The sequence below is a fragment of the Agrobacterium sp. LR_9 genome (assembly GCF_041954855.1).
In the GTDB taxonomy this organism is placed as follows: Bacteria; Pseudomonadota; Alphaproteobacteria; order Rhizobiales; family Rhizobiaceae; genus Agrobacterium; species Agrobacterium leguminum.
Genome location: NZ_JAVAYA010000015.1, coordinates 1 through 17,366 on the forward strand (window position 1 = coordinate 1; position 17,366 = coordinate 17,366).

Consider the following 17,366-nt stretch of genomic DNA (forward strand, 5'->3'; position numbering starts at 1 on the left):
CCAAGAAGGTATAGAAATGCGCGCGGGTGACCTGTACGCCTTGAAGGCACACATGATTGATGACGAGAAGACTTTAGCTTATATTCCGTCAAAAGATGGAGGCTGACGTGCCCAGCATAGCAAACGAGAACAGTGAGCGTATGAGTTTGAGGGTGCCTGCCACGGCCAAGGCTAAACTCGTTCGCGCTGCGGCGCTTCGTAATACCGATCTGACGGATTTCGTGACGCAATCCGCCCTGCGAGAAGCAGAGGCTGTGATCGAGGAAGCCGAGACGATGAAAGTGTCGAAGCGCGATCATCTTCGCATTCTTGAGCTTCTGGAAAATCCGCCTAAACCTAACGCCAAGCTGCGCGCGGCGATTGCCGGCCTGCCTGGCGGCCTATGACTTTACCTGCATGGCATGAGGAACCGATCGCGAAGTCTCACGGTCGGGCAGTCTTCGATTGCGGCGACGCCCAAATGAAGGAGTTCCTGCTCCGCTTTGCCCGACAAAGCCATGAACAGAATGCCTCGAAGACCTTCTGTGCTATCGACGACGCAGTGCCGGGCCGTATTCTTGGGTTCTATACGATCGCGCCTTCGGCAGTCGAGCATGCGACTGTGCCTGATGCAATGACACGCGGTCTTGCCCGCCATGATGTGCCGGGCTTCAGGCTTGCTCGACTGGCTACCCACCGCACGGTTGCCGGGCATGGACTGGGAGGCCGGCTCCTAGCCGCCGCAGCGCTCCGCTGCCTGCGACTTGCAGGAGAGGGCGGGGGACTTCTACTGATCATCGATGCCAAAGGAGAGCAAGCCGCCAACTGGTACGCTTCCTATGGTGCCGAACCGCTGAAGGACAAGCCGCTAACTCTCGTTATGCCGCTTATCTCCTTCGCGGCCGGCTTGCGTGCCAAAGGTCTCCTATGATCCCTTAAGGTGCGGGAACACGATTGAATTCGCCGCATTACGAACTATCGCATCGTGATGATCATCTTGAGGATAAGCTGTACCACCAATGACCACATGGTGAGCCAGTGCCTGCGGCGGCCCGACTAGAGAAGAAAAAGGCCGAAGCGGCCTTCGTCAGCCATTCCGGAGAAATGAATGACCCGATTGCCGAGTTCGACGTCGGACGGCGACCTATGTTCTAAACGATGATGGCTTGTCAGTCCCTGTCGAGGCCGAGAAGGCATCTGTAAAAGGTCCCATTTAGATTAGTGTCGCTGAGATCGTCCTTTGCACTGTCGGGCTCGCGGTAAAAAAGCAGAGAAGACTCAAGCAAAACGATCCCCGGGGTGAGGCAGATCATTGTCGGCGCAATATTGCATAAGAAAAATTGTAAACGCCGACTGCCTAATTACCCTGAGCCCTTTTCCGCAGGGCCTTCTCGCTTTCCCGGACACCACAAGATCTTTGGCGGTTGTGTCGAAGTGCACATGCTCGACCGCAGGGAAACGCGAGAATGTGATCTGCGCACCCGAATAAACGAGCCTAGAGCGCCTGGTTGCCAGTCGCGGGATCTTCGTAACTGACAACCAGATTTCAGCGGTTCACGCTGGGCTCGTTTTGCCTTCACTTAAGCTGCAATTCGGCTCACGCGGATCGAACGGTGCGGCTGGCGTACTCGTTGTGGAGGCGCTGCTGGTTTAAAGCATCCTGCTTAGGTGCTACACCAAAGGTTCTTGAATATTCTCGACTGAATTGGGATGCACTCTCGTACCCGACCTTGTAGGCGGCCTCCGTGACATTCGCAGCTTGTGTTGCCATAAGTCGGCGTGCTTCCAGCAAGCGAAGCTGTTTTTGAAATTGAAGCGGTGTCATCGACGTCAGCGCCTTGAAATGTTGGTGAAACGACGACGGGCTCATCCGTGCGATATCAGCCAGTTCTTCCACCCGCAGTGTCTCTGCAAAATTCGTATGCAGGACTGATACCGCTCTGACGACGCGCTCAATGTTCGACTCTGGCATGGCCAACTTGCAGATTTCGCCGCCATGTGGCCCGCTCAGCAACCAATAGCAAATCTCCCGGACAATCGAAGGCGCCAACACAGGAATTGCTTTCGGCGTCGCCAGGAGCCGCACGAGGCGAAGGATGCAGTCAGCCAAGGGCTGATCGACCTTTGCAACGAAGGCGCATGGACCTGATACGTCCGATTGCGGTGGGAGCGTTTCTAATTGCTCAAGGACTTCCCTGACCGTTGCCACATCAAAGTCAATCATCACGCCGACATAGGGCGTATCCTCACTTGCTTCGACGATACGGCCAGTGGCTGGAACCCCGACACTGACGACCAGGCACTCCATTGTGCGGTACTCGAGATGTTCGTCACCAAATTGCAATTCCTTGCCACCCTCCACCACGACGCAGAGAGATGGCCGATAGATGTTTCTCATCGGCATCATCGACTGGTACGAGCGGACGATGTTGAAGCCTTCTATGGCTGTCGGGAACAGGCCTTGGCCACCACCCTGGTCCTCAATGTAGGCGGTGACGGCAGAGAGCAATGGCGTATTCAAGCGTGGCTCCGGTTGTCTCAGGGGCCACGGCAATATGTGACTCCTCGCCAGCATCATCGTCTCTTTCGCAGGAATAGGCAAGTTTCTTGAAGGTTCGGGCATTCTGGTCATTGGAAACTCCATCTAGCTTAAGGGTGCAACCAAGCGAGGAGTGACCTCAAGATGACAGAATTCGCCGCCCGGTCAATAGACCCGTCAACGACACGAGCGCCGACTGCTACGTCCAGCGACACGTACGTAAAAGGCCTGCGTATGGCCGCCATATGCACCGTGCTTCTGCTGATCAATGCTTTCTCGCAGATCGATCGAATACTGCCCTTCATTCTGGCGGAAAAGATCAAGGCGGATCTGTCGCTGACCGACACCCAGATGGGCCTGCTCACGGGCCTCGCGTTTGCGGTCTGCTACGCACTTCTTTCCTTGCCGCTTGCCCGTGCTGCGGATCGCGGATCGCCGCGGCTCGTGTTGGTGTCCTGTGTCCTGATCTGGAGCGTCATGACGACGCTCGGCGGTTTTGCTGCCAGTTTCATGTTCCTGGCCCTTACACGTTTCGGCGTCGCATTCGGGGAGGCAGGTGCCGTCCCGGCGGGCCACGCCCTGATCGCCCGCAAAATCAGCCCCGAGCGGCGCGGTCTTGCAATTGGACTTTTCGCAATGGGCATTCCCCTCGGCACGATGGTCGGGTTTGCGGCAGGCGGCGCGATCGCGGATATCTTCGGCTGGCGTGTCGTGTTGATGGGTGCAGGCGCGATCGGCATCGTGATCGGCCTGCTAACAATCCTTGTTATGGGTCCAACACCGCGCCTACAGCATGTGAGCAGCCACGACGAACCTTTTCTGCGGACAAGCCTTGACCTGCTGTCGTCTCCCGCTTTCCGCTGGCTGTTTCTCGGCACGATCTTCCTCGGCTTTGCCGGTGCGCCTTTCTACGCATTTTCCATCCCCTTTCTGATCCGCACTTATGGGTTCACCGCCACCGAGGTCGGAATGACCTTTGGGATGCTGCAGGGATTGATGGGGATTATCGGGACCTTAGGCGGCGGACGATGGTTCGATCATGCCGTCCGCTCGGGAACCGGCAAGGTCCTTGGGCCACCGGCAATCCTCTTCCTCATCGCCAGTGTGACAACGACGTCTGCGCTGTTTGCTCCAGTGGGCTGGATGTCGATTGCACTGTTCGTGCCGGGAATGCTGTCGTTCTCATTCATGTTGCCATGGGGCTTCGGTGCCGCCCACCTCGTCGCTGGACCGGGCCGGCAGGCCCAGGCATCAAGTCTGGTAATGATCGGAAGTGGTCTCGTCGGACCGGCACTTGGACCCTTGTTCGTCGGCATGGTCAGTGACGCCGCAAACACGGCCAACATTGCAAACGGCCTCGCCCTGGGTCTGTTGATCGTACCTTTGGCAAGCGTTTTGTCGGGCATTGCCCTTCTCGTCGCAAACCGACGTGTCGGTGCGTTTCTCCGCCAGAACTGAGTAGGGACCCAGCCTAAGAAACACATTCGCAGCTTTCAATCTTCACAAGGAGCCGATACTTTGACTGATAACTCCCGCCGCAAGTTCCTGGCTCTTGCAGCCGCTGCCCCTTCAGCTCTGGCCATGACCGGCGTCACATTGGCCCAAACATCCGCCGAGGACACTCAATCTGGAAAAACACGTGGCGCGATCGTCACCGGGTCCTCTCGTGGCATTGGCGCCGCGACAGCCCTGCGGTTGGGGCGGGACGGGTTTGCCGTGACGGTCAACTACCTAACCAATCGCGCGTTGGCCGAGCAGATCGTTCGCGACATCGAGGCAACCGGCGGCCGCGCAATCCTGCGTCAGGGCGACGTCGCCGATCCGGTCGCGGTCAGGGCCCTGTTCGACGCGCACGACCAAGCCTTTGGCGGCGTCGACGTGGTGGTCAACAATGCAGGGATCATGAACGTCGGCCCCTTCGCTCAAATGACCGACGAGGCATTTGATCGAATGATGGCCACCAATATGAAGGGGAGCTTCAACGTGTTGCGCGAGGCGTCACGACGCGTTCGCGATGGCGGCCGGATCATCAGCCTGAGCTCCAGTATTATCAAAATGAGTCCTCCCGCTACGGCAGCCTACGCTGCGACCAAGGCGGCGCAGGAGATATATTCAAACGTTCTCGCCAAGGAGCTGGGCGGTCGCAACATCTCGGTGAACGCGATATCGCCAGGTGCCGTCGACACTCAGCTCTTGCGCCAGCATGGGGAAGAGGCACTTCGCGGCATACCGGAAGCGACCCCGCTTCGTCGGTTGGGCCAGCCGGAAGATATCGCCAATGTCATAGGCCTCCTCTGCTCGCAAGACGGGGCTTGGATCAATGGTCAAAACGTCTTCGCAAATGGCGGCATCGCCTGATCGACGCCGCTGCGCGTCAAGGGTCCGCGAGACCCGACTTCTTTAGAGGATGTTCTCATCGTGAAATACAACACACTCGGAAATACCGGCCTCTTCGTCTCGGAAATCTGCCTGGGCACGATGACGTTCGGCGGTAAAGGGGTCTGGGCCAACATGGGCAACGTCCAGCAAAACGACGCTCAGGCTCTGATCGCCCGCGCACTCGATCATGGGATCAACTTCATCGATACCGCCGACATCTATTCGAGCGGCACATCAGAAGAGATGATCGGAAAGTCGCTGAAAAACCTCGGTGTACGGCGAGAAGATGTGGTTATCGCCACCAAAGTCTGCGGGCCTATGGGCCAAGGCCCGAATGACGCCGGCAATTCCCGCGCTCACATCTTCGATAGCGTCAAAGCCAGTCTGAAACGGCTACAGGTCGATCACATCGATCTCTACCAACTCCACAACATCGATACTGTGACGCCGATCGAGGAGAGTCTGGCGGCATTGGATACGCTCGTCCAACAGGGCCTCATTCGTTATGTCGGCGTGTCAAACTGGTCTGCCTGGCAGATGGCGAGGGCGCTGGGCCACAGCGAACGCCTTCGTTTCGCGAAGATAGCGACTTCCCAGAACTACTACACGCTGGCCGGCCGCGATATCGAGCGGGAAATCGTCCCCCTGATCAACGCAGAGAAACTCGGTCTTCTGGTTTGGAGCCCGCTCGCAGGCGGGCTGCTCAGCGGCAAGTTCGGCCGCCACAGGCAGGGCGAGGAAGGCAGCCGCCGGACCACCTTCGATTTTCCGCCCGTCGTTATGGATCGAGCTTATGACGTGATCGACGTCATGGAACGCATCGGCACCCACAAAGGTGTCACCGTCGCGAGGATTGCGCTGGCATGGCTGCTGCATCAGCAGCACGTGGCAAGCGTTATCGTCGGTGCGAAGACGGTCGCACAGCTCGACGACAGCGTTGGCGCTTCGGAAATTACGCTCAGCACGGATGAGCTGTCCGATCTGGATGCTGTCAGTAAGATCGCGCCAGAATATCCGGCGTGGATGCAGCGAACGCGCGAGGTCCCGGCAAAGCCGCCGGTCAGTGAACTGATCAACAGCAATGCATAGGTTCGAATCCGGAACCGTCCCTTCCGGATCCTCGAGAGGTCGCTTCCCCCAAGGCGAACCTCTGTCCGCCGGAGACGCGCCCTGAACATTGCGTCTTCGGCGGACGATCTTGCCCCGTAGAAAACAGAGGAACTGACGATGTCGAAATCGTGGACACTTGACGATATGCCCCCTCAAAAGGGCCGGACGATCTTGATCACCGGAACCGGTGGTCTGGGCTTCGAAGATGCCGCTGCGCTGGGCCGAGCCGGCGCTGACGTGATCATCGCAGGCCGCAATCCGGCAAAGGGTGCCGAAGCCGTCCGACGCATTAAGGAAAGGGCGCCAAAGGCATCCGTCGCGCTGGAAATCGTCGACCTTGCAAGCCTCGGATCGATCGAAGCACTGGCGAAAAGACTGAAGGAAACGCGCCATCATATCGACGTTCTAATCAACAATGCCGGTGTTATGACGCCGCCGACGCGCGAGACGACCAAGGACGGTTTCGAACTACAGTTCGGCACCAACTACCTTGGCCATTTCGCCCTGACGGGCCACCTGTTGCCGCTGCTAATGCAGGCACAAGACCCACGCGTCGTGACGATTTCCAGTATTGCGGTAAAAAGCGCAAGCGCGGCAATCAACTTGGACGATCTACAAGCGGAACGGCACTATAAGCCGATGCCTGTCTACACCCAGTCGAAGCTGGCTTGCCTGATGTTTGCTTTCGAACTGCAGCGGCGGAGTGAAAAAGCGGGCTGGGGAATTACTAGTATCGCTGCCCATCCAGGCGTGTCGCGCACCGATCTGCTTCACAATGCCCCTGGGCGCCGCAGTGCTCAGGGCCTCCTCAGGACGTTCTTGTGGTTCTTGTTTCAGCCCGTCGCGCAAGGCGCGTTGCCGACTTTGTTTGCGGCTACATCTCCGAACGCTCACGGCGGCGGCTATTACGGACCAGATAGACTCGGCGAAACCCGCGGGTACCCAACGGAAGCGCAGATCCCACGACAGGCGTTGGAAAAGCACGTGGCACACAGGCTGTGGGAAATTTCTGAGAAACTGACCGGGATCTCGTTCAACGCGCAGGCACCAACCTTGGATATCTCAAGCTCGCGCGCGACAACGATTGCGCGGGAGGGCTGAGAATGGACCCGCTCGGATATCTTGTCGAATGGATCGCCATATATGGCATCTTTGGTCTCTTCGCGATCGGGTTTGCGGAGCGTTTCTTGCCTGCCCTGCCCTCGTATGGGGTTCTCGTCACCATAGGTGTTGCGGCCGACGATGACGTCTGGTCGCTCCACACTGCCGTTGTCGGCACGACGATTGGAAGCTCGATCGGAGCTTTCGGCCTCTATCTTCTTGCGCGAGGAGTCGGAAAAAAGCGGACTACGGCGCTTCTCTACTTTGTCGGCAGATGGATAGGACTATCGCAACCCCGTATCGATTGGACGATGTCGTCGCTGCGCGCGCGAGAACGCGCGCTCACGATCCTGTCGCAGCTCATTCCCACCGTACGGTTGGTCTCGCCTGTGGCGGCGGGGCTGTTAGGCACGAGTGCGCTGCGATTTGTCGCTGGCGTATCGATCGGCATCGTCCTGTGGAATGGGCTGTTCATCACCGCCGGGTATCTGGCCGTGATCGCTATCCCCGGCATCAATTCGTCCGCACTCGCGCTGAAAATACTGATCCTGCTCGTCAGCGCGGAACTCCTCATCGCCTTGGTGTGGCGGCTTCAGTGGCGATATTCAATGCGCTCAGATCTTGGAGTAAGCAAGTGATGACCGACAGAACTGCTGATGCGCTCCTGTTTTTTCGGGCGTGGCTCTCGGCTCCCCTTCGGGTCGCCTCCGTCACGCCATCCGGGCGTGCGCTTTCTTCTCTTATGACGACCGAAATCTCTGCGGAGACGGGCACTGTGATTGAATTGGGTCCGGGTACGGGGGTCTTCACAGAGGCCTTGCTGCATCGCGGTGTTTCTGAAGAAAATCTCGTTCTGGTCGAATATGGTGCGGAGTTTGCAAACCAACTCAGCGACCGCTTTCCAGCGGCAAAAACTGTCCAGATGGATGCAGCTCATTTGCGCAAATTATTGCTTCATACCTCGGCGCCTGTGGGTGCTGTCGTCAGTGGCCTTCCTCTTCTATCGATGCCGTTGCGCAAAGTGCATGCCATCTTGGAGGGTGCGTTCTCGCATCTTCGCCACGGTGGAGCATTCTACCAATTCACCTACGGCCCGAAATGCCCGATTGCCAGACCGTTGCTCGACCGTCTGGGCCTTAAGGCGACGCATATCGGCTGGACCCTCGCCAATATTCCACCCGCGGCTGTCTACCGGATCAGCCGGCGAAAACCGCGGACGGCGCTCGAAGGGACCCGTCGACATCTGTTATCCGATGGAAAGACAGATCTGCTTTAGTGGGTATGCGTTCCACTCGAACTGATGATTTGGTCTGCTTAAGGCTGTCGGACTTCTGACACTCCGTCGCAGCTCAATTCTGTCCCCTCTCCGCTTGGGTAAGCGCAATTTTTTTGAGAGCAGCAACTGCATCAAGCGTTCTCTGTTGTTCTTCCACGCGCTGACAAAAGTACCGTCATGGCCGCTTGCAGACGCGGAAGCAGCCGACGTCGTCGTTCTGTTGCGGGATGCTAACCTTTCTGGCTCTCCCGTTATTTACGATCTTGGATGTGGTTGGGGGTCGCTTCTGATCACGCTCGGCAAGGCCTTTCCCGGTGCTCATATCAAAGGGGTGGAAATCTCCCCCTTCCCGTGCTTCGTGGCCTGGGCCCGCACCGGGCACCTTCCCAATGTCTCGGTGACAAGAAAAAACTTCTACGCTTACGACCTGGCAGACGCAGATGCGGTGACGTGCTACCTCATGCCAAGCGCTATGCCAAAATTATCGATATTTCTCGATGACGCCATCCGCCCACACACCGCCGTTGTCGCAGTCACGTTCTGGTTTCGCGACCGGTCGCCGAAGACGGCCAAGAACGGTCCGGATTTGCGCGGTTCCGTGGCCCTGTACGTCTGGCCGGCGATACCGGAAAATTCATCTAAACCTAGCGATGCTCTCAGAGCACTCGCCTTGTAGGATCGGGCAAATAATTTGAAACTTTAGACATTCTACTGCGCAATACTTCACCGTAACTTTTCTCCATGAGGGAAAGGAAGTGATATGATGAAATCCCGTCTCAAGAAGTTCTCACTGGCAATCATGGTTACGGCAGCAGTGACCGGATTACAGATCACACCGGCTCTCGCTCAAGCCTCGTCACCAAACGAAATCGAGGGCGTGTGGGAAACAGAGGAGCGCAATTTCAAGTTCGAAGTATTCGACGCCGGCGGAAGCTATGCGGCGCGGGTCATTTATGGCGATCGGCTTATGGAAGCGGACGGTAGGACTTTCAAGAAAGACGTGCACAATCCTGACCCCAAACTTAGGAGCCGGTCACTGGAGGGCCTTACCTTTCTGACTGACCTGAAATGGGATGCACGAGATCGCCGGTGGGAAGACGGAAAATTCTACGATGGATCGTCAGGGCGCACCTATTCGGGGCGTGCATCAATACGCGACGGTGCGCTCGAACTGCGAGGTTATTCGGGTACGCCGCTCCTTGGACGGACCATCGTCCTGTATCGCACACAATAACGGCCTTCACCAAGGACGATCGCGGTTTTTACAGTCAGGCCGAACGCTGAGTGCGGGATTGCCCGTGGCAGTCAGCTCGATGAGCGGCGTTGTTACCGCCGTTGGCATGTTCGGCGGAACCACAGCCGGCGGGACGTTTATCGGTGAAGCGATGCACTACGCGGCCTATACCAGCCGCCCTCATGGCCGTCGACATGGGCTTTCGTCGGCTTCGCTTACTGGTTTCGGCGGCCGATATTTGGGTGCCTGGGCCCCTAGCGGTCTAGGCCAATAAACGCCGCGAGGATTGGGCACGTTTTTTGTCAGATCGGGCATATCCGACCGCGGTCGCTCGATCTTAAGCTAACGGCTGTAAAAGGGATCGAGTCCATGTCTTATACGCTTTCGGTCAATGGCCGGACACATGATGTTGACGAAGATGGCGAAACCCCGCTCCTGTGGGTGCTTCGCGATAGCCTGTTGCTAACGGGCACCAAATACGGTTGTGGCGCCGCTCAGTGCGGCGCCTGCACCGTCCATCTAGACGGGATGCCGGCTCGATCCTGTTCAATCCCATTACGATCGGCTGCCTCGGCACAGATCTCCACGATCGAAGGCGTGAACGGCGTTGAAGCAGCAGCTCTTCGTGATGCCTGGGTCGAGCGCGATGTACCGCAATGTGGTTTTTGCCAATCCGGTCAGATCATGAGCGCGGTTGCGCTGCTGCGAGTGAACAAGCACCCGACGGATGAGGACATTGATATTGCGATGAACGGTAACCTCTGTCGCTGCGCCACCTACGCTCGAATTCGTGCAGCCATCCACGATGCGGCGGCAAAGCTCGGTGCGCCGACATGAAACGAACCGCCACAAAGGCACGATGGCGTCGCCGGCTAAAGCTCGCGATTGCTACCGTATTCGGAGGGATTGTTCTCGCGGCTGCCGGAAGCCTCGTCTACGCCCTTTATCCGCGCACCATGCCACAAACCCAAACAATCGAGGCCAGACCGCAGCCGTTCGAACTCGATCGTCTGCGGCAAGTGTCGGAGTTTGACGAGATTACCGATCAAACCGCGCGTTCTGTCGCGCTGTTCGAGGAAGCCGGCCGTGTGATTGAGCATCCACGCTGCATGAACTGTCACCCGCGCACGGATCGTCCCACCCAGACCGAGGCAATGCGCCCGCATACGCCTTGGGTGACCCGTGGCACCGACGGCGGTGGCGCACCGACGCTTCGCTGCTCGACTTGCCACCAAGCCGAAAATTTCGAGGCGTCCGGCGTCCCCGGAAATCCCAAGTGGAGGCTCGCGCCGATCGAGATGGCCTGGCAGGGCCAGACGCTCGGCAACATCTGCAGGCAACTGTTAGATCCGGCACGGTCGCATATGACGCGTGAGGAATTGCTCCACCACATGGCGCAGGACGAACTGGTTGGCTGGGCCTGGCGCCCTGGAGCAGACCGCAAGCCCGCACCCGGCACTCAGGAAGCCTTCGGGTCGCTGATCAAAGCCTGGCTCGATACAGGCGCGGCGTGCCCGGAATGAGTGGAATCAAGTGAATGCAAGATGGCAACTGGAGAATGCCTATGACCGACTCCCCTGACCAAAAGCCTCGATTTCAGATGACACGTCGACGCTTGATCCTCGGTGGATCTCTTGTCGGTGGTGCGCTCGTCGTGGGGTATGCCGCAGCCAACCCGATGCAGGCGGTCGGCGCGATCCTTCAAGGCGGCGGCGGTGACCCGGAGCCAAGTGCCTTTGGACCATTTATCCGGATCACCGATGACGGCTGGGTAACGATTGTCAATAAGCAGCAGGAACTCGGCCAAGGCATCCACGCTGGGCTTGCCGCGATCGTCGCGGAAGAGCTCGACGCGGATTGGGATAAAGTGCGTGTCATCGATGCGCGCAGCAACGTCCGCGCATACGGTGTGCAGATGACAGCCGGTTCGAATTCGATCGCCTCGAACTGGGATCTCATGCGTAATGCGGGAGCCGCGGCGCGCTCCATGTTCGTCCAGGCCGCAGCGGCTCGCTGGGGCGTGCAAAGCGGTGACATCGTCGTCCGCGACGGTGTCCTGTCCCATCCTGGTTCCAGTCGAACGGCGAGCTTCGTTGATCTCCTTTCCGATGCGTCCCGCCAGATCCCGCCCCAAACGCCGATACTGAAACGCCGGCAGGACTACCTGCTGATCGGCACCGAGCGCGTTCGGCGAAAGGACAGTCTTCCAAAGAGCACCGGGGCCCAGATGTACACGCAGGATATCCAGCGTCCGGACCTGCTCGTTGCGATGGTCGCTCATAGTCCCCGCTTTGGTGGAAAACTGTTGCGGTTCGATGCATCGGATGCACTGAAGATCAAAGGCGTCAGCCACGTCTTCGCGATCGAGACGGGTGTCGCCGTACTCGCCGAGACGACCTTTGCCGCCAAGCGGGGCCGCGACGCGCTCCGTATCGAATGGGACGATAGCCAAGCTGAGATGCGATCGTCTCCTGATCTTGCCGCCTATTTTCGGGAGATCGCAGCCGGTCGCACCGATGTCGAGCCCGGAAGTTTTCAGTCGACGGGTCAATCGCCGGAGGCGCCATTCGATGGCGACGTTGTCGAGTTCTCGTTCGACTTTCCCTATCTGGCACATGCACCGATGGAGACACTCAATTGCGTCACCAAGGTCGACGGCTGGGACGTTGCGATCACGTCAGGCGCCCACCTGGTAACAGTCGATCAGGTTCAGGCAGCACTTACTGCTCGGACCGTTCCTGGTCGGGTTGACATTGAGGTGATCCCTGCCGGCGGTTCCTTCGGCCGTCGCGGTGGAATGAGCTCTGACTATGTCGTCGAGTGTGTGCGGATCGCCAAGCGCGTCGAGGGCCGTCCGGTCAAGCTGATCTGGACCCGCGAGGATGACATGAGGTTGGGCTACTTCCGACCGATGTCGCATCACCGGGTATGGGTCCAGGTTGGATCGGACGGTTTCCCGGAGCGTTGGCGCTTCCATTCGGTTTGCCAGAACTTGCTTCCTCTTGCACCTAATTTTACGGCGACCGAGGGCATCGCGGACTCGCCCAATCTTTCCACAGCGGCTACTGTCGATGGCAAGATTTTCACGCCATCGTTTCCAGTCACTGTCGGGTTTTGGCGCTCGGTCGGCAATTCGCACACCGCCATGGTGATGGAGCACATCGTGGATCAGCTGGCGCGCCGGGCGGGCCAGGATCCGGCATCCTACCGCCGCTTCCTATATCAGAATGCCGGCGACACACGTCGGCTGGCGGTACTTGAGGAGCTCTGCGACAAGGCAGGTTGGGATACCCCGCTCGAAGCGGGCTGGGCCCGGGGCATGGCCATTCATCAAGCGTTTGGAACGATCGTCGGTCAGGTCGCAGAAGTTCGGTTGCTCGACGACCGGCCGATTGTACGTCGCGTGGTTGCCGTTGTCGATTGCGGCATCGCGGTTGCGCCCGATCAGATCGCCGCACAGATGGAAGGAGGTATAGGTTTTGGTCTGTCCGCCGCCCTGTACGGCGCGATCACGCTCAAGGAGGGCGTCGTGCAAGAGACGAATTTTGACCGATACCCGGTTTTGCGGATGAACGAGATGCCCGCTGTCGAAACCTATATCGTCGCGTCTGGCAACAAGCCGACTGGAATGGGTGAGCCGGGAGTGCCGCCGATTGCGCCAGCTATCGCGAACGCGATCCTCGCCTTGTCTGGAATGCAAACTCACCGCCTGCCATTCCTGAACAGAAACATGAATGCTGGTTTTTCGATTGCAAAGCGAGGCTAATCAGTCCGCGCTGAATTTCCCGGCTAATCCTTCCGGCATGTCTGACTTACGTTGAAAGAGATGCGATTTCGGAGCGTCACGCCGAAGCGGGTGGCGCTTAGTATTGTTGCAATCCAACAGGAGACGAATCCAGATGCCAGACCCGCATGACAGGAAGTTTCTCGAAGTCACCCGGCGACAGGTTTTAGAGGCTGGAACGATCGTTTCAGTGTCTGGAATGCTACCAGGGGCCGCACAGGCACAAGCCTTGGGCTCGCAGCCCACGCCAGAGAACGGTACGACAGTTCAGGTCAGCGTTCAGATCAATGGCCAACCGCGTGTGCTAGAAATTGATGCACGGGCATCGTTGCTGGACATGCTGCGCGAGCGCCTAGGCCTGGCTGGAGCCAAGAAAGGATGCGATCACGGTCAGTGCGGCGCCTGCACGGTGCACGTTGACGGGCGCAGGGTCGCCTCCTGCCTGACCGTTGCTGCCAAGGTTGACGGCCGTGAGGTCACAACCATCGAAGGTATCGGCAGCGCGGACGCTCTGCATCCCATGCAGCAAGCCTTCATCGACCAGGACGCCCTACAATGCGGTTACTGTACGCCGGGCCAGATCATGGCGGCAATCGCCTGCGTCAAGGAGGGCCATGTGTCGACACCTGATCAGATCAGGGAGTATATGAGCGGCAACATCTGTCGTTGCGGTGCCTATGTCGGCATCGTTGCGGCGATCGAGCAGGCGGCCCCCCTGATGGCGCGGAGCTGAGCCATGAGATCATTATCCTATGTCCGAGCCAGTACTGTTCACGAAGCGACCGAAGCATTTGCGGCGGCTGGCGACGGTGCGCGCTATATCGCCGGCGGTACCACTCTCTACGACCTTATGAAGCTTGGTGTCGAACGTCCCGCGCATCTCATCGACATCGCATCCATTGAGGGGGCCGATCGGATTGATACAGGTGGCGACGTCCTGTTCTTCGGCGCTGGAGCGCTTATGGCGGACGTTGCCGAAAACGAAGTCGTCCGTCGCGACTACCCGGTATTGGCCGAAAGCCTCTCGAAAGCCGCCTCTCAGCAGCTTCGTAACATGGCGACCGTCGGCGGTAACCTGCTGCAGCGGACCCGCTGTCCCTATTTCCGGAACAGCGCAATCGGCGCCTATCCCTGCAACAAGCGGGAGCCGGGTTCCGGATGCGCTGCAGTCGGCGGGCTTGATCGCGGTCAGGCCGTTCTCGGCATCAGTGACGCTTGCACGGCCGTCTCACCGGGCGACTGGCCGGTCGCGCTGACGGCGATGGATGCAATAATCGAGATTGCAGGCCCTACAGGTACACGCTCGGTCCCCATCGCAGAGTTTTACCGGCTGCCTGGAAACACACCTCATCTCGAATTTGCAATTGAAGCCGGCGAGATCGTGACCGGTATTTCGGTGCCCAAGACAGAGGCGGGAGAAAACTCGACTTACCTTAAAGTGCGCGACAGAGAATCTTACGCTTTCGCCTTGGCATCGGCCGCGGTGGCGCTCGCGATGGAAGGGGATCACGTGCGCGGGGCGCGTATTGCCCTTGGCGGCGTCGCCACAAGGCCTTGGCGTGCACGCGAGGCGGAGGCGCTTTTGAACGGCCGAACGATCGACAGGGAGATTGCATTGGCTGCCGGCAGGGCGGCCTTTGCGAACGCGTCGGCCGGAAAGCACAATGCATTCAAGATTGAACTTGGCGCTCGCACCCTTGCAGACGCCATCATAATCGCGGGAAGGAAGGTTCAATGACGCAGGAACGGAACGCTGACCGCCCTCGGGTCGACGCTCATGAAAAGGTGCTGGGACGAGCATTATATGCGGCAGACCAGCCGATCGCCGGCCTGCTCCATGCGATGACGGTTCCGGCGACAATCGCCAAGGGGCGTATTGAGGCGATCGACGTGACTGCCGCGACGAATGTTCGTGGCGTCGTTCGCGTTTTCACGCATGAAGATTTCTCGCAGATCAAGACCACACCGGCGACACGCGGCGCCTATGGCCGATCTGGTAAAGGTTATCAGCCGATGACAAGTCCGGTTGTCCGCCATCGCGGAGAGCCGGTCGCCCTTGTCGTCGCCGAGACGCTTGAAGCGGCAATCGAGGGTGCGGAAGCCGTCAAGGTGCTTTACGCCGAAGAGGCGTTCAGTGTGGCGATGGAAGACGACCGGGCGGCCCGCGAGCCAGAGCCCGAAAGTCAGCTGTCTTCCGGTGATGCGCAGGCAGCTTTCGCATCCGCCAATCATCGCGTCGATGTCGAGTATCTGCATCCCCAACAGCATCACAATCCCATTGAACTCATTTCGACAACCGCTGCATTCGAGGAAGGTCAACTCCGGATTTATGAAGGAACCCAGGCTGCTGCGGCATTTGCCGGCGGCTTGGCGGGGATGATGGGACTTGAACCAACGCGCCTGCGTGGTGTGAGCCCCTACACGGGAGGAGGCTTCGGACAGAAGAACGGCATTCAAGAGCAGAGTGTGCTCGTCGCAAGTGCCGCTTCCTTGCTTGGCCGTCCTGTGAAGCTTGTAATGCCCCGCGCTCACTTGTTCCATACGGCATCTTATCGGCCCCGTAGCCGTCACCGGGTCCGGCTTGGGGCAGACGAACAAGGGCGTCTGCTGGCCGGGCTTTACGAAACTGTGCAGCAGAACAGCCGCTATGACGGATTTGGGTGCGAGCACGGCGCCAATCCACCGCGCATGTACGGATATGGCGCCTGGCAGGGCAGTGACCATATCGTCCGAGTTGATACCCAGACACCCGGCCACCAGCGAGCCCCTCATGAGCATCCCTCAAGCTATGCTACTGAATGCGCGATTGACGAGCTCGCCGAGGTTATCGGAATGGATCCTGTCGAGCTACGCATCCGCAATGATGCGCAAAACGACCTGATCACTGGCAAACCTTTTTCGTCCCGCCATCTTGTGGACTGTCTGAAACGCGGGGCAGAATTGATCGACTGGGGCCGACGAGCCCGTGAAGCAGGCACTTTAGTGGCAGAGAATGGTGATCGGATCGGGTTCGGTGTTGCCTGTGGAAGCTACAAAGGATCGATGACGGCGGCCGTCACGACACTTCGGCTTTCTTCGAGCGGACGATGCGAGATCGCGACATCTGGGCACGAAATGGGGCAGGGCATCCGTAGCGTCATCGCCGCGGAGCTTATAGAACTTCTCGGGGTGGACCCAACAAAGCTCGATATCCGCATCGGCGATACGGGACATGCGCCGCAGCATATAACCGCAGGCTCGTGGGGAACGGGAAGTACCGCCCCGGCAGCCCGAAGCGCTGCCCTGAAACTGCGCGAAGAGCTGAGCCTTCTCACCGGTAGCGCACTGTCGGGTGAGCCGGTCCATGTCCAGCTTGCCCGGACCCGCCGCCCCTTTTTGGAAGTCACGGTCAACACGATCCCGCTCGGCAAGGACGCACAGGTGATCGAACAATTACGCAGAGGCATTCCTTCCACCACGGGACCGGAGTATCCGGAGTTTATGGCTTTCAGCTGGATTGCGCATTTTGCTGAGGTGCACGTGGAATCGTCGACCGGGCGTGTACGCGTCAAGCGCGTTGTTAGCGTTGCCGACTGCGGCCGGGTCATGAACCGGCGAACGGCGGAAAGCCAGGTTAGGGGCGGTGTCGTCTGGGGTATTGGTGCAGCACTTCGGGAGGCGGGTGAAACAGATCCCCGCTTCGGCGGCGTGCTTAATAACGATCTTGCAGAGTATATCGTGCCCGTCAGCGCCGACATCGGCGCCATCGATGTCGACTTCATCGATCGACCAGACTTCAAGCTCAACGTGTCGGGCGTCAAAGGCCTTGGCGAGGTCGCCATGGTCGGAGCGGCCGCAGCCGTGGTCAACGCTGTCTACAACGCAACCGGCAGACGGGTCCGGCATCTGCCAATTCGCATCGAAGATCTGTTGTAGTCACCCTACACAGACAATGCGTTCGAACAATGGAAGGGCAGCCAATGCC

Annotated in this window: 17 protein-coding genes; 16 read left to right on the forward strand and 1 reads right to left on the reverse strand. The window is 58.8% G+C overall.

What is annotated here, in order from left to right; genetic code table 11:
* Positions 1-95 precede the first annotated feature (95 nt).
* Entirely contained in the window at positions 96-386 is a 291-nt protein-coding gene (locus RAC79_RS17090) for a DUF1778 domain-containing protein (protein ID WP_220331349.1), read from the forward strand.
* Entirely contained in the window at positions 383-910 is a 528-nt protein-coding gene (locus RAC79_RS17095; protein ID WP_374997308.1) for a GNAT family N-acetyltransferase, read from the forward strand. The genes RAC79_RS17090 and RAC79_RS17095 overlap by 4 nt, the downstream gene beginning before the upstream one ends.
* Before the next feature lie 666 nt (positions 911-1,576).
* On the opposite strand, the gene RAC79_RS17100 is transcribed toward RAC79_RS17095, so the two are convergent.
* Positions 1,577-2,500, reverse strand: coding sequence for an AraC family transcriptional regulator N-terminal domain-containing protein (locus RAC79_RS17100; RefSeq protein ID WP_374997309.1), 924 nt, complete (start codon positions 2,498-2,500; stop codon positions 1,577-1,579).
* Between the two features lie 162 nt (positions 2,501-2,662).
* Between RAC79_RS17100 and RAC79_RS17105 the strand changes: the two genes are divergently transcribed.
* The 14 genes from RAC79_RS17105 (at position 2,663) to RAC79_RS17170 (ending at position 17,317) form a co-directional block, all read left to right on the forward strand.
* The gene (locus tag RAC79_RS17105) at positions 2,663-3,976 is read left to right on the forward strand and encodes an MFS transporter (protein ID WP_374997310.1); all 1,314 of its coding nucleotides are present in this window, start codon (positions 2,663-2,665) and stop codon (positions 3,974-3,976) included.
* 123 nt (positions 3,977-4,099) lie between these two features.
* Positions 4,100-4,876, forward strand: coding sequence for an SDR family oxidoreductase (locus tag RAC79_RS17110; RefSeq protein ID WP_374997412.1), 777 nt, complete (start codon positions 4,100-4,102; stop codon positions 4,874-4,876).
* Between the two features lie 60 nt (positions 4,877-4,936).
* A complete protein-coding gene (locus RAC79_RS17115; RefSeq protein ID WP_374997311.1) occupies positions 4,937-5,986 on the forward strand; it encodes an aldo/keto reductase in 1,050 nt (349 codons plus the stop codon).
* Between the two features lie 138 nt (positions 5,987-6,124).
* Positions 6,125-7,108: an oxidoreductase gene (locus tag RAC79_RS17120; RefSeq protein WP_374997312.1), complete on the forward strand. Its 984-nt coding sequence runs from the start codon at positions 6,125-6,127 to the stop codon at positions 7,106-7,108.
* A gap of 2 nt (positions 7,109-7,110) precedes the next feature.
* Positions 7,111-7,746, forward strand: coding sequence for a DedA family protein (locus tag RAC79_RS17125; protein ID WP_374997313.1), 636 nt, complete (start codon positions 7,111-7,113; stop codon positions 7,744-7,746).
* Positions 7,746-8,384: a class I SAM-dependent methyltransferase gene (locus tag RAC79_RS17130; protein ID WP_374997314.1), complete on the forward strand. Its 639-nt coding sequence runs from the start codon at positions 7,746-7,748 to the stop codon at positions 8,382-8,384. Before RAC79_RS17125 ends, RAC79_RS17130 begins: the two co-directional genes overlap by 1 nt.
* Positions 8,385-8,478: 94 nt before the next feature.
* On the forward strand, positions 8,479-9,060 hold the full coding sequence (locus tag RAC79_RS17135; protein WP_220331356.1) for a class I SAM-dependent methyltransferase: 582 nt from the start codon (positions 8,479-8,481) through the stop codon (positions 9,058-9,060).
* Between the two features lie 84 nt (positions 9,061-9,144).
* Positions 9,145-9,618 carry a DUF2147 domain-containing protein gene (locus RAC79_RS17140; protein ID WP_220331357.1) on the forward strand — a complete coding sequence of 158 codons (474 nt, stop codon included), beginning with the start codon at positions 9,145-9,147 and terminating at the stop codon, positions 9,616-9,618.
* A 369-nt stretch (positions 9,619-9,987) separates the two neighbouring features.
* Positions 9,988-10,455 carry a (2Fe-2S)-binding protein gene (locus RAC79_RS17145; RefSeq protein WP_142187508.1) on the forward strand — a complete coding sequence of 156 codons (468 nt, stop codon included), beginning with the start codon at positions 9,988-9,990 and terminating at the stop codon, positions 10,453-10,455.
* Positions 10,452-11,141: an Isoquinoline 1-oxidoreductase subunit gene (locus RAC79_RS17150; protein WP_142187507.1), complete on the forward strand. Its 690-nt coding sequence runs from the start codon at positions 10,452-10,454 to the stop codon at positions 11,139-11,141. Before RAC79_RS17145 ends, RAC79_RS17150 begins: the two co-directional genes overlap by 4 nt.
* Positions 11,142-11,182: 41 nt before the next feature.
* Positions 11,183-13,384 carry a molybdopterin cofactor-binding domain-containing protein gene (locus RAC79_RS17155; RefSeq protein WP_374997315.1) on the forward strand — a complete coding sequence of 734 codons (2,202 nt, stop codon included), beginning with the start codon at positions 11,183-11,185 and terminating at the stop codon, positions 13,382-13,384.
* Between the two features lie 133 nt (positions 13,385-13,517).
* Entirely contained in the window at positions 13,518-14,135 is a 618-nt protein-coding gene (locus RAC79_RS17160; RefSeq protein ID WP_142187505.1) for a 2Fe-2S iron-sulfur cluster-binding protein, read from the forward strand.
* Positions 14,136-14,138: 3 nt separating this feature from the next.
* Positions 14,139-15,140, forward strand: a complete 1,002-nt coding sequence (locus RAC79_RS17165; protein WP_374997316.1) for an FAD binding domain-containing protein — start codon at positions 14,139-14,141, stop codon at positions 15,138-15,140.
* Entirely contained in the window at positions 15,137-17,317 is a 2,181-nt protein-coding gene (locus RAC79_RS17170; RefSeq protein WP_374997317.1) for a xanthine dehydrogenase family protein molybdopterin-binding subunit, read from the forward strand. Before RAC79_RS17165 ends, RAC79_RS17170 begins: the two co-directional genes overlap by 4 nt.
* Positions 17,318-17,366 lie beyond the last annotated feature (49 nt).

Coding starts and splice junctions, on each gene's coding strand:
- RAC79_RS17090 (WP_220331349.1), top strand. CDS start 96: ATGGAGGCTGACGTGCCCAGCATAGCAAACGAGAACAGTGAGCGTATG.
- RAC79_RS17095 (WP_374997308.1), top strand. CDS start 383: ATGACTTTACCTGCATGGCATGAGGAACCGATCGCGAAGTCTCACGGT.
- RAC79_RS17105 (WP_374997310.1), top strand. CDS start 2,663: ATGACAGAATTCGCCGCCCGGTCAATAGACCCGTCAACGACACGAGCG.
- RAC79_RS17110 (WP_374997412.1), top strand. CDS start 4,100: ATGACCGGCGTCACATTGGCCCAAACATCCGCCGAGGACACTCAATCT.
- RAC79_RS17120 (WP_374997312.1), top strand. CDS start 6,125: ATGTCGAAATCGTGGACACTTGACGATATGCCCCCTCAAAAGGGCCGG.
- RAC79_RS17125 (WP_374997313.1), top strand. CDS start 7,111: ATGGACCCGCTCGGATATCTTGTCGAATGGATCGCCATATATGGCATC.
- RAC79_RS17130 (WP_374997314.1), top strand. CDS start 7,746: ATGACCGACAGAACTGCTGATGCGCTCCTGTTTTTTCGGGCGTGGCTC.
- RAC79_RS17140 (WP_220331357.1), top strand. CDS start 9,145: ATGATGAAATCCCGTCTCAAGAAGTTCTCACTGGCAATCATGGTTACG.
- RAC79_RS17145 (WP_142187508.1), top strand. CDS start 9,988: ATGTCTTATACGCTTTCGGTCAATGGCCGGACACATGATGTTGACGAA.
- RAC79_RS17150 (WP_142187507.1), top strand. CDS start 10,452: ATGAAACGAACCGCCACAAAGGCACGATGGCGTCGCCGGCTAAAGCTC.
- RAC79_RS17155 (WP_374997315.1), top strand. CDS start 11,183: ATGACCGACTCCCCTGACCAAAAGCCTCGATTTCAGATGACACGTCGA.
- RAC79_RS17160 (WP_142187505.1), top strand. CDS start 13,518: ATGCCAGACCCGCATGACAGGAAGTTTCTCGAAGTCACCCGGCGACAG.
- RAC79_RS17165 (WP_374997316.1), top strand. CDS start 14,139: ATGAGATCATTATCCTATGTCCGAGCCAGTACTGTTCACGAAGCGACC.
- RAC79_RS17170 (WP_374997317.1), top strand. CDS start 15,137: ATGACGCAGGAACGGAACGCTGACCGCCCTCGGGTCGACGCTCATGAA.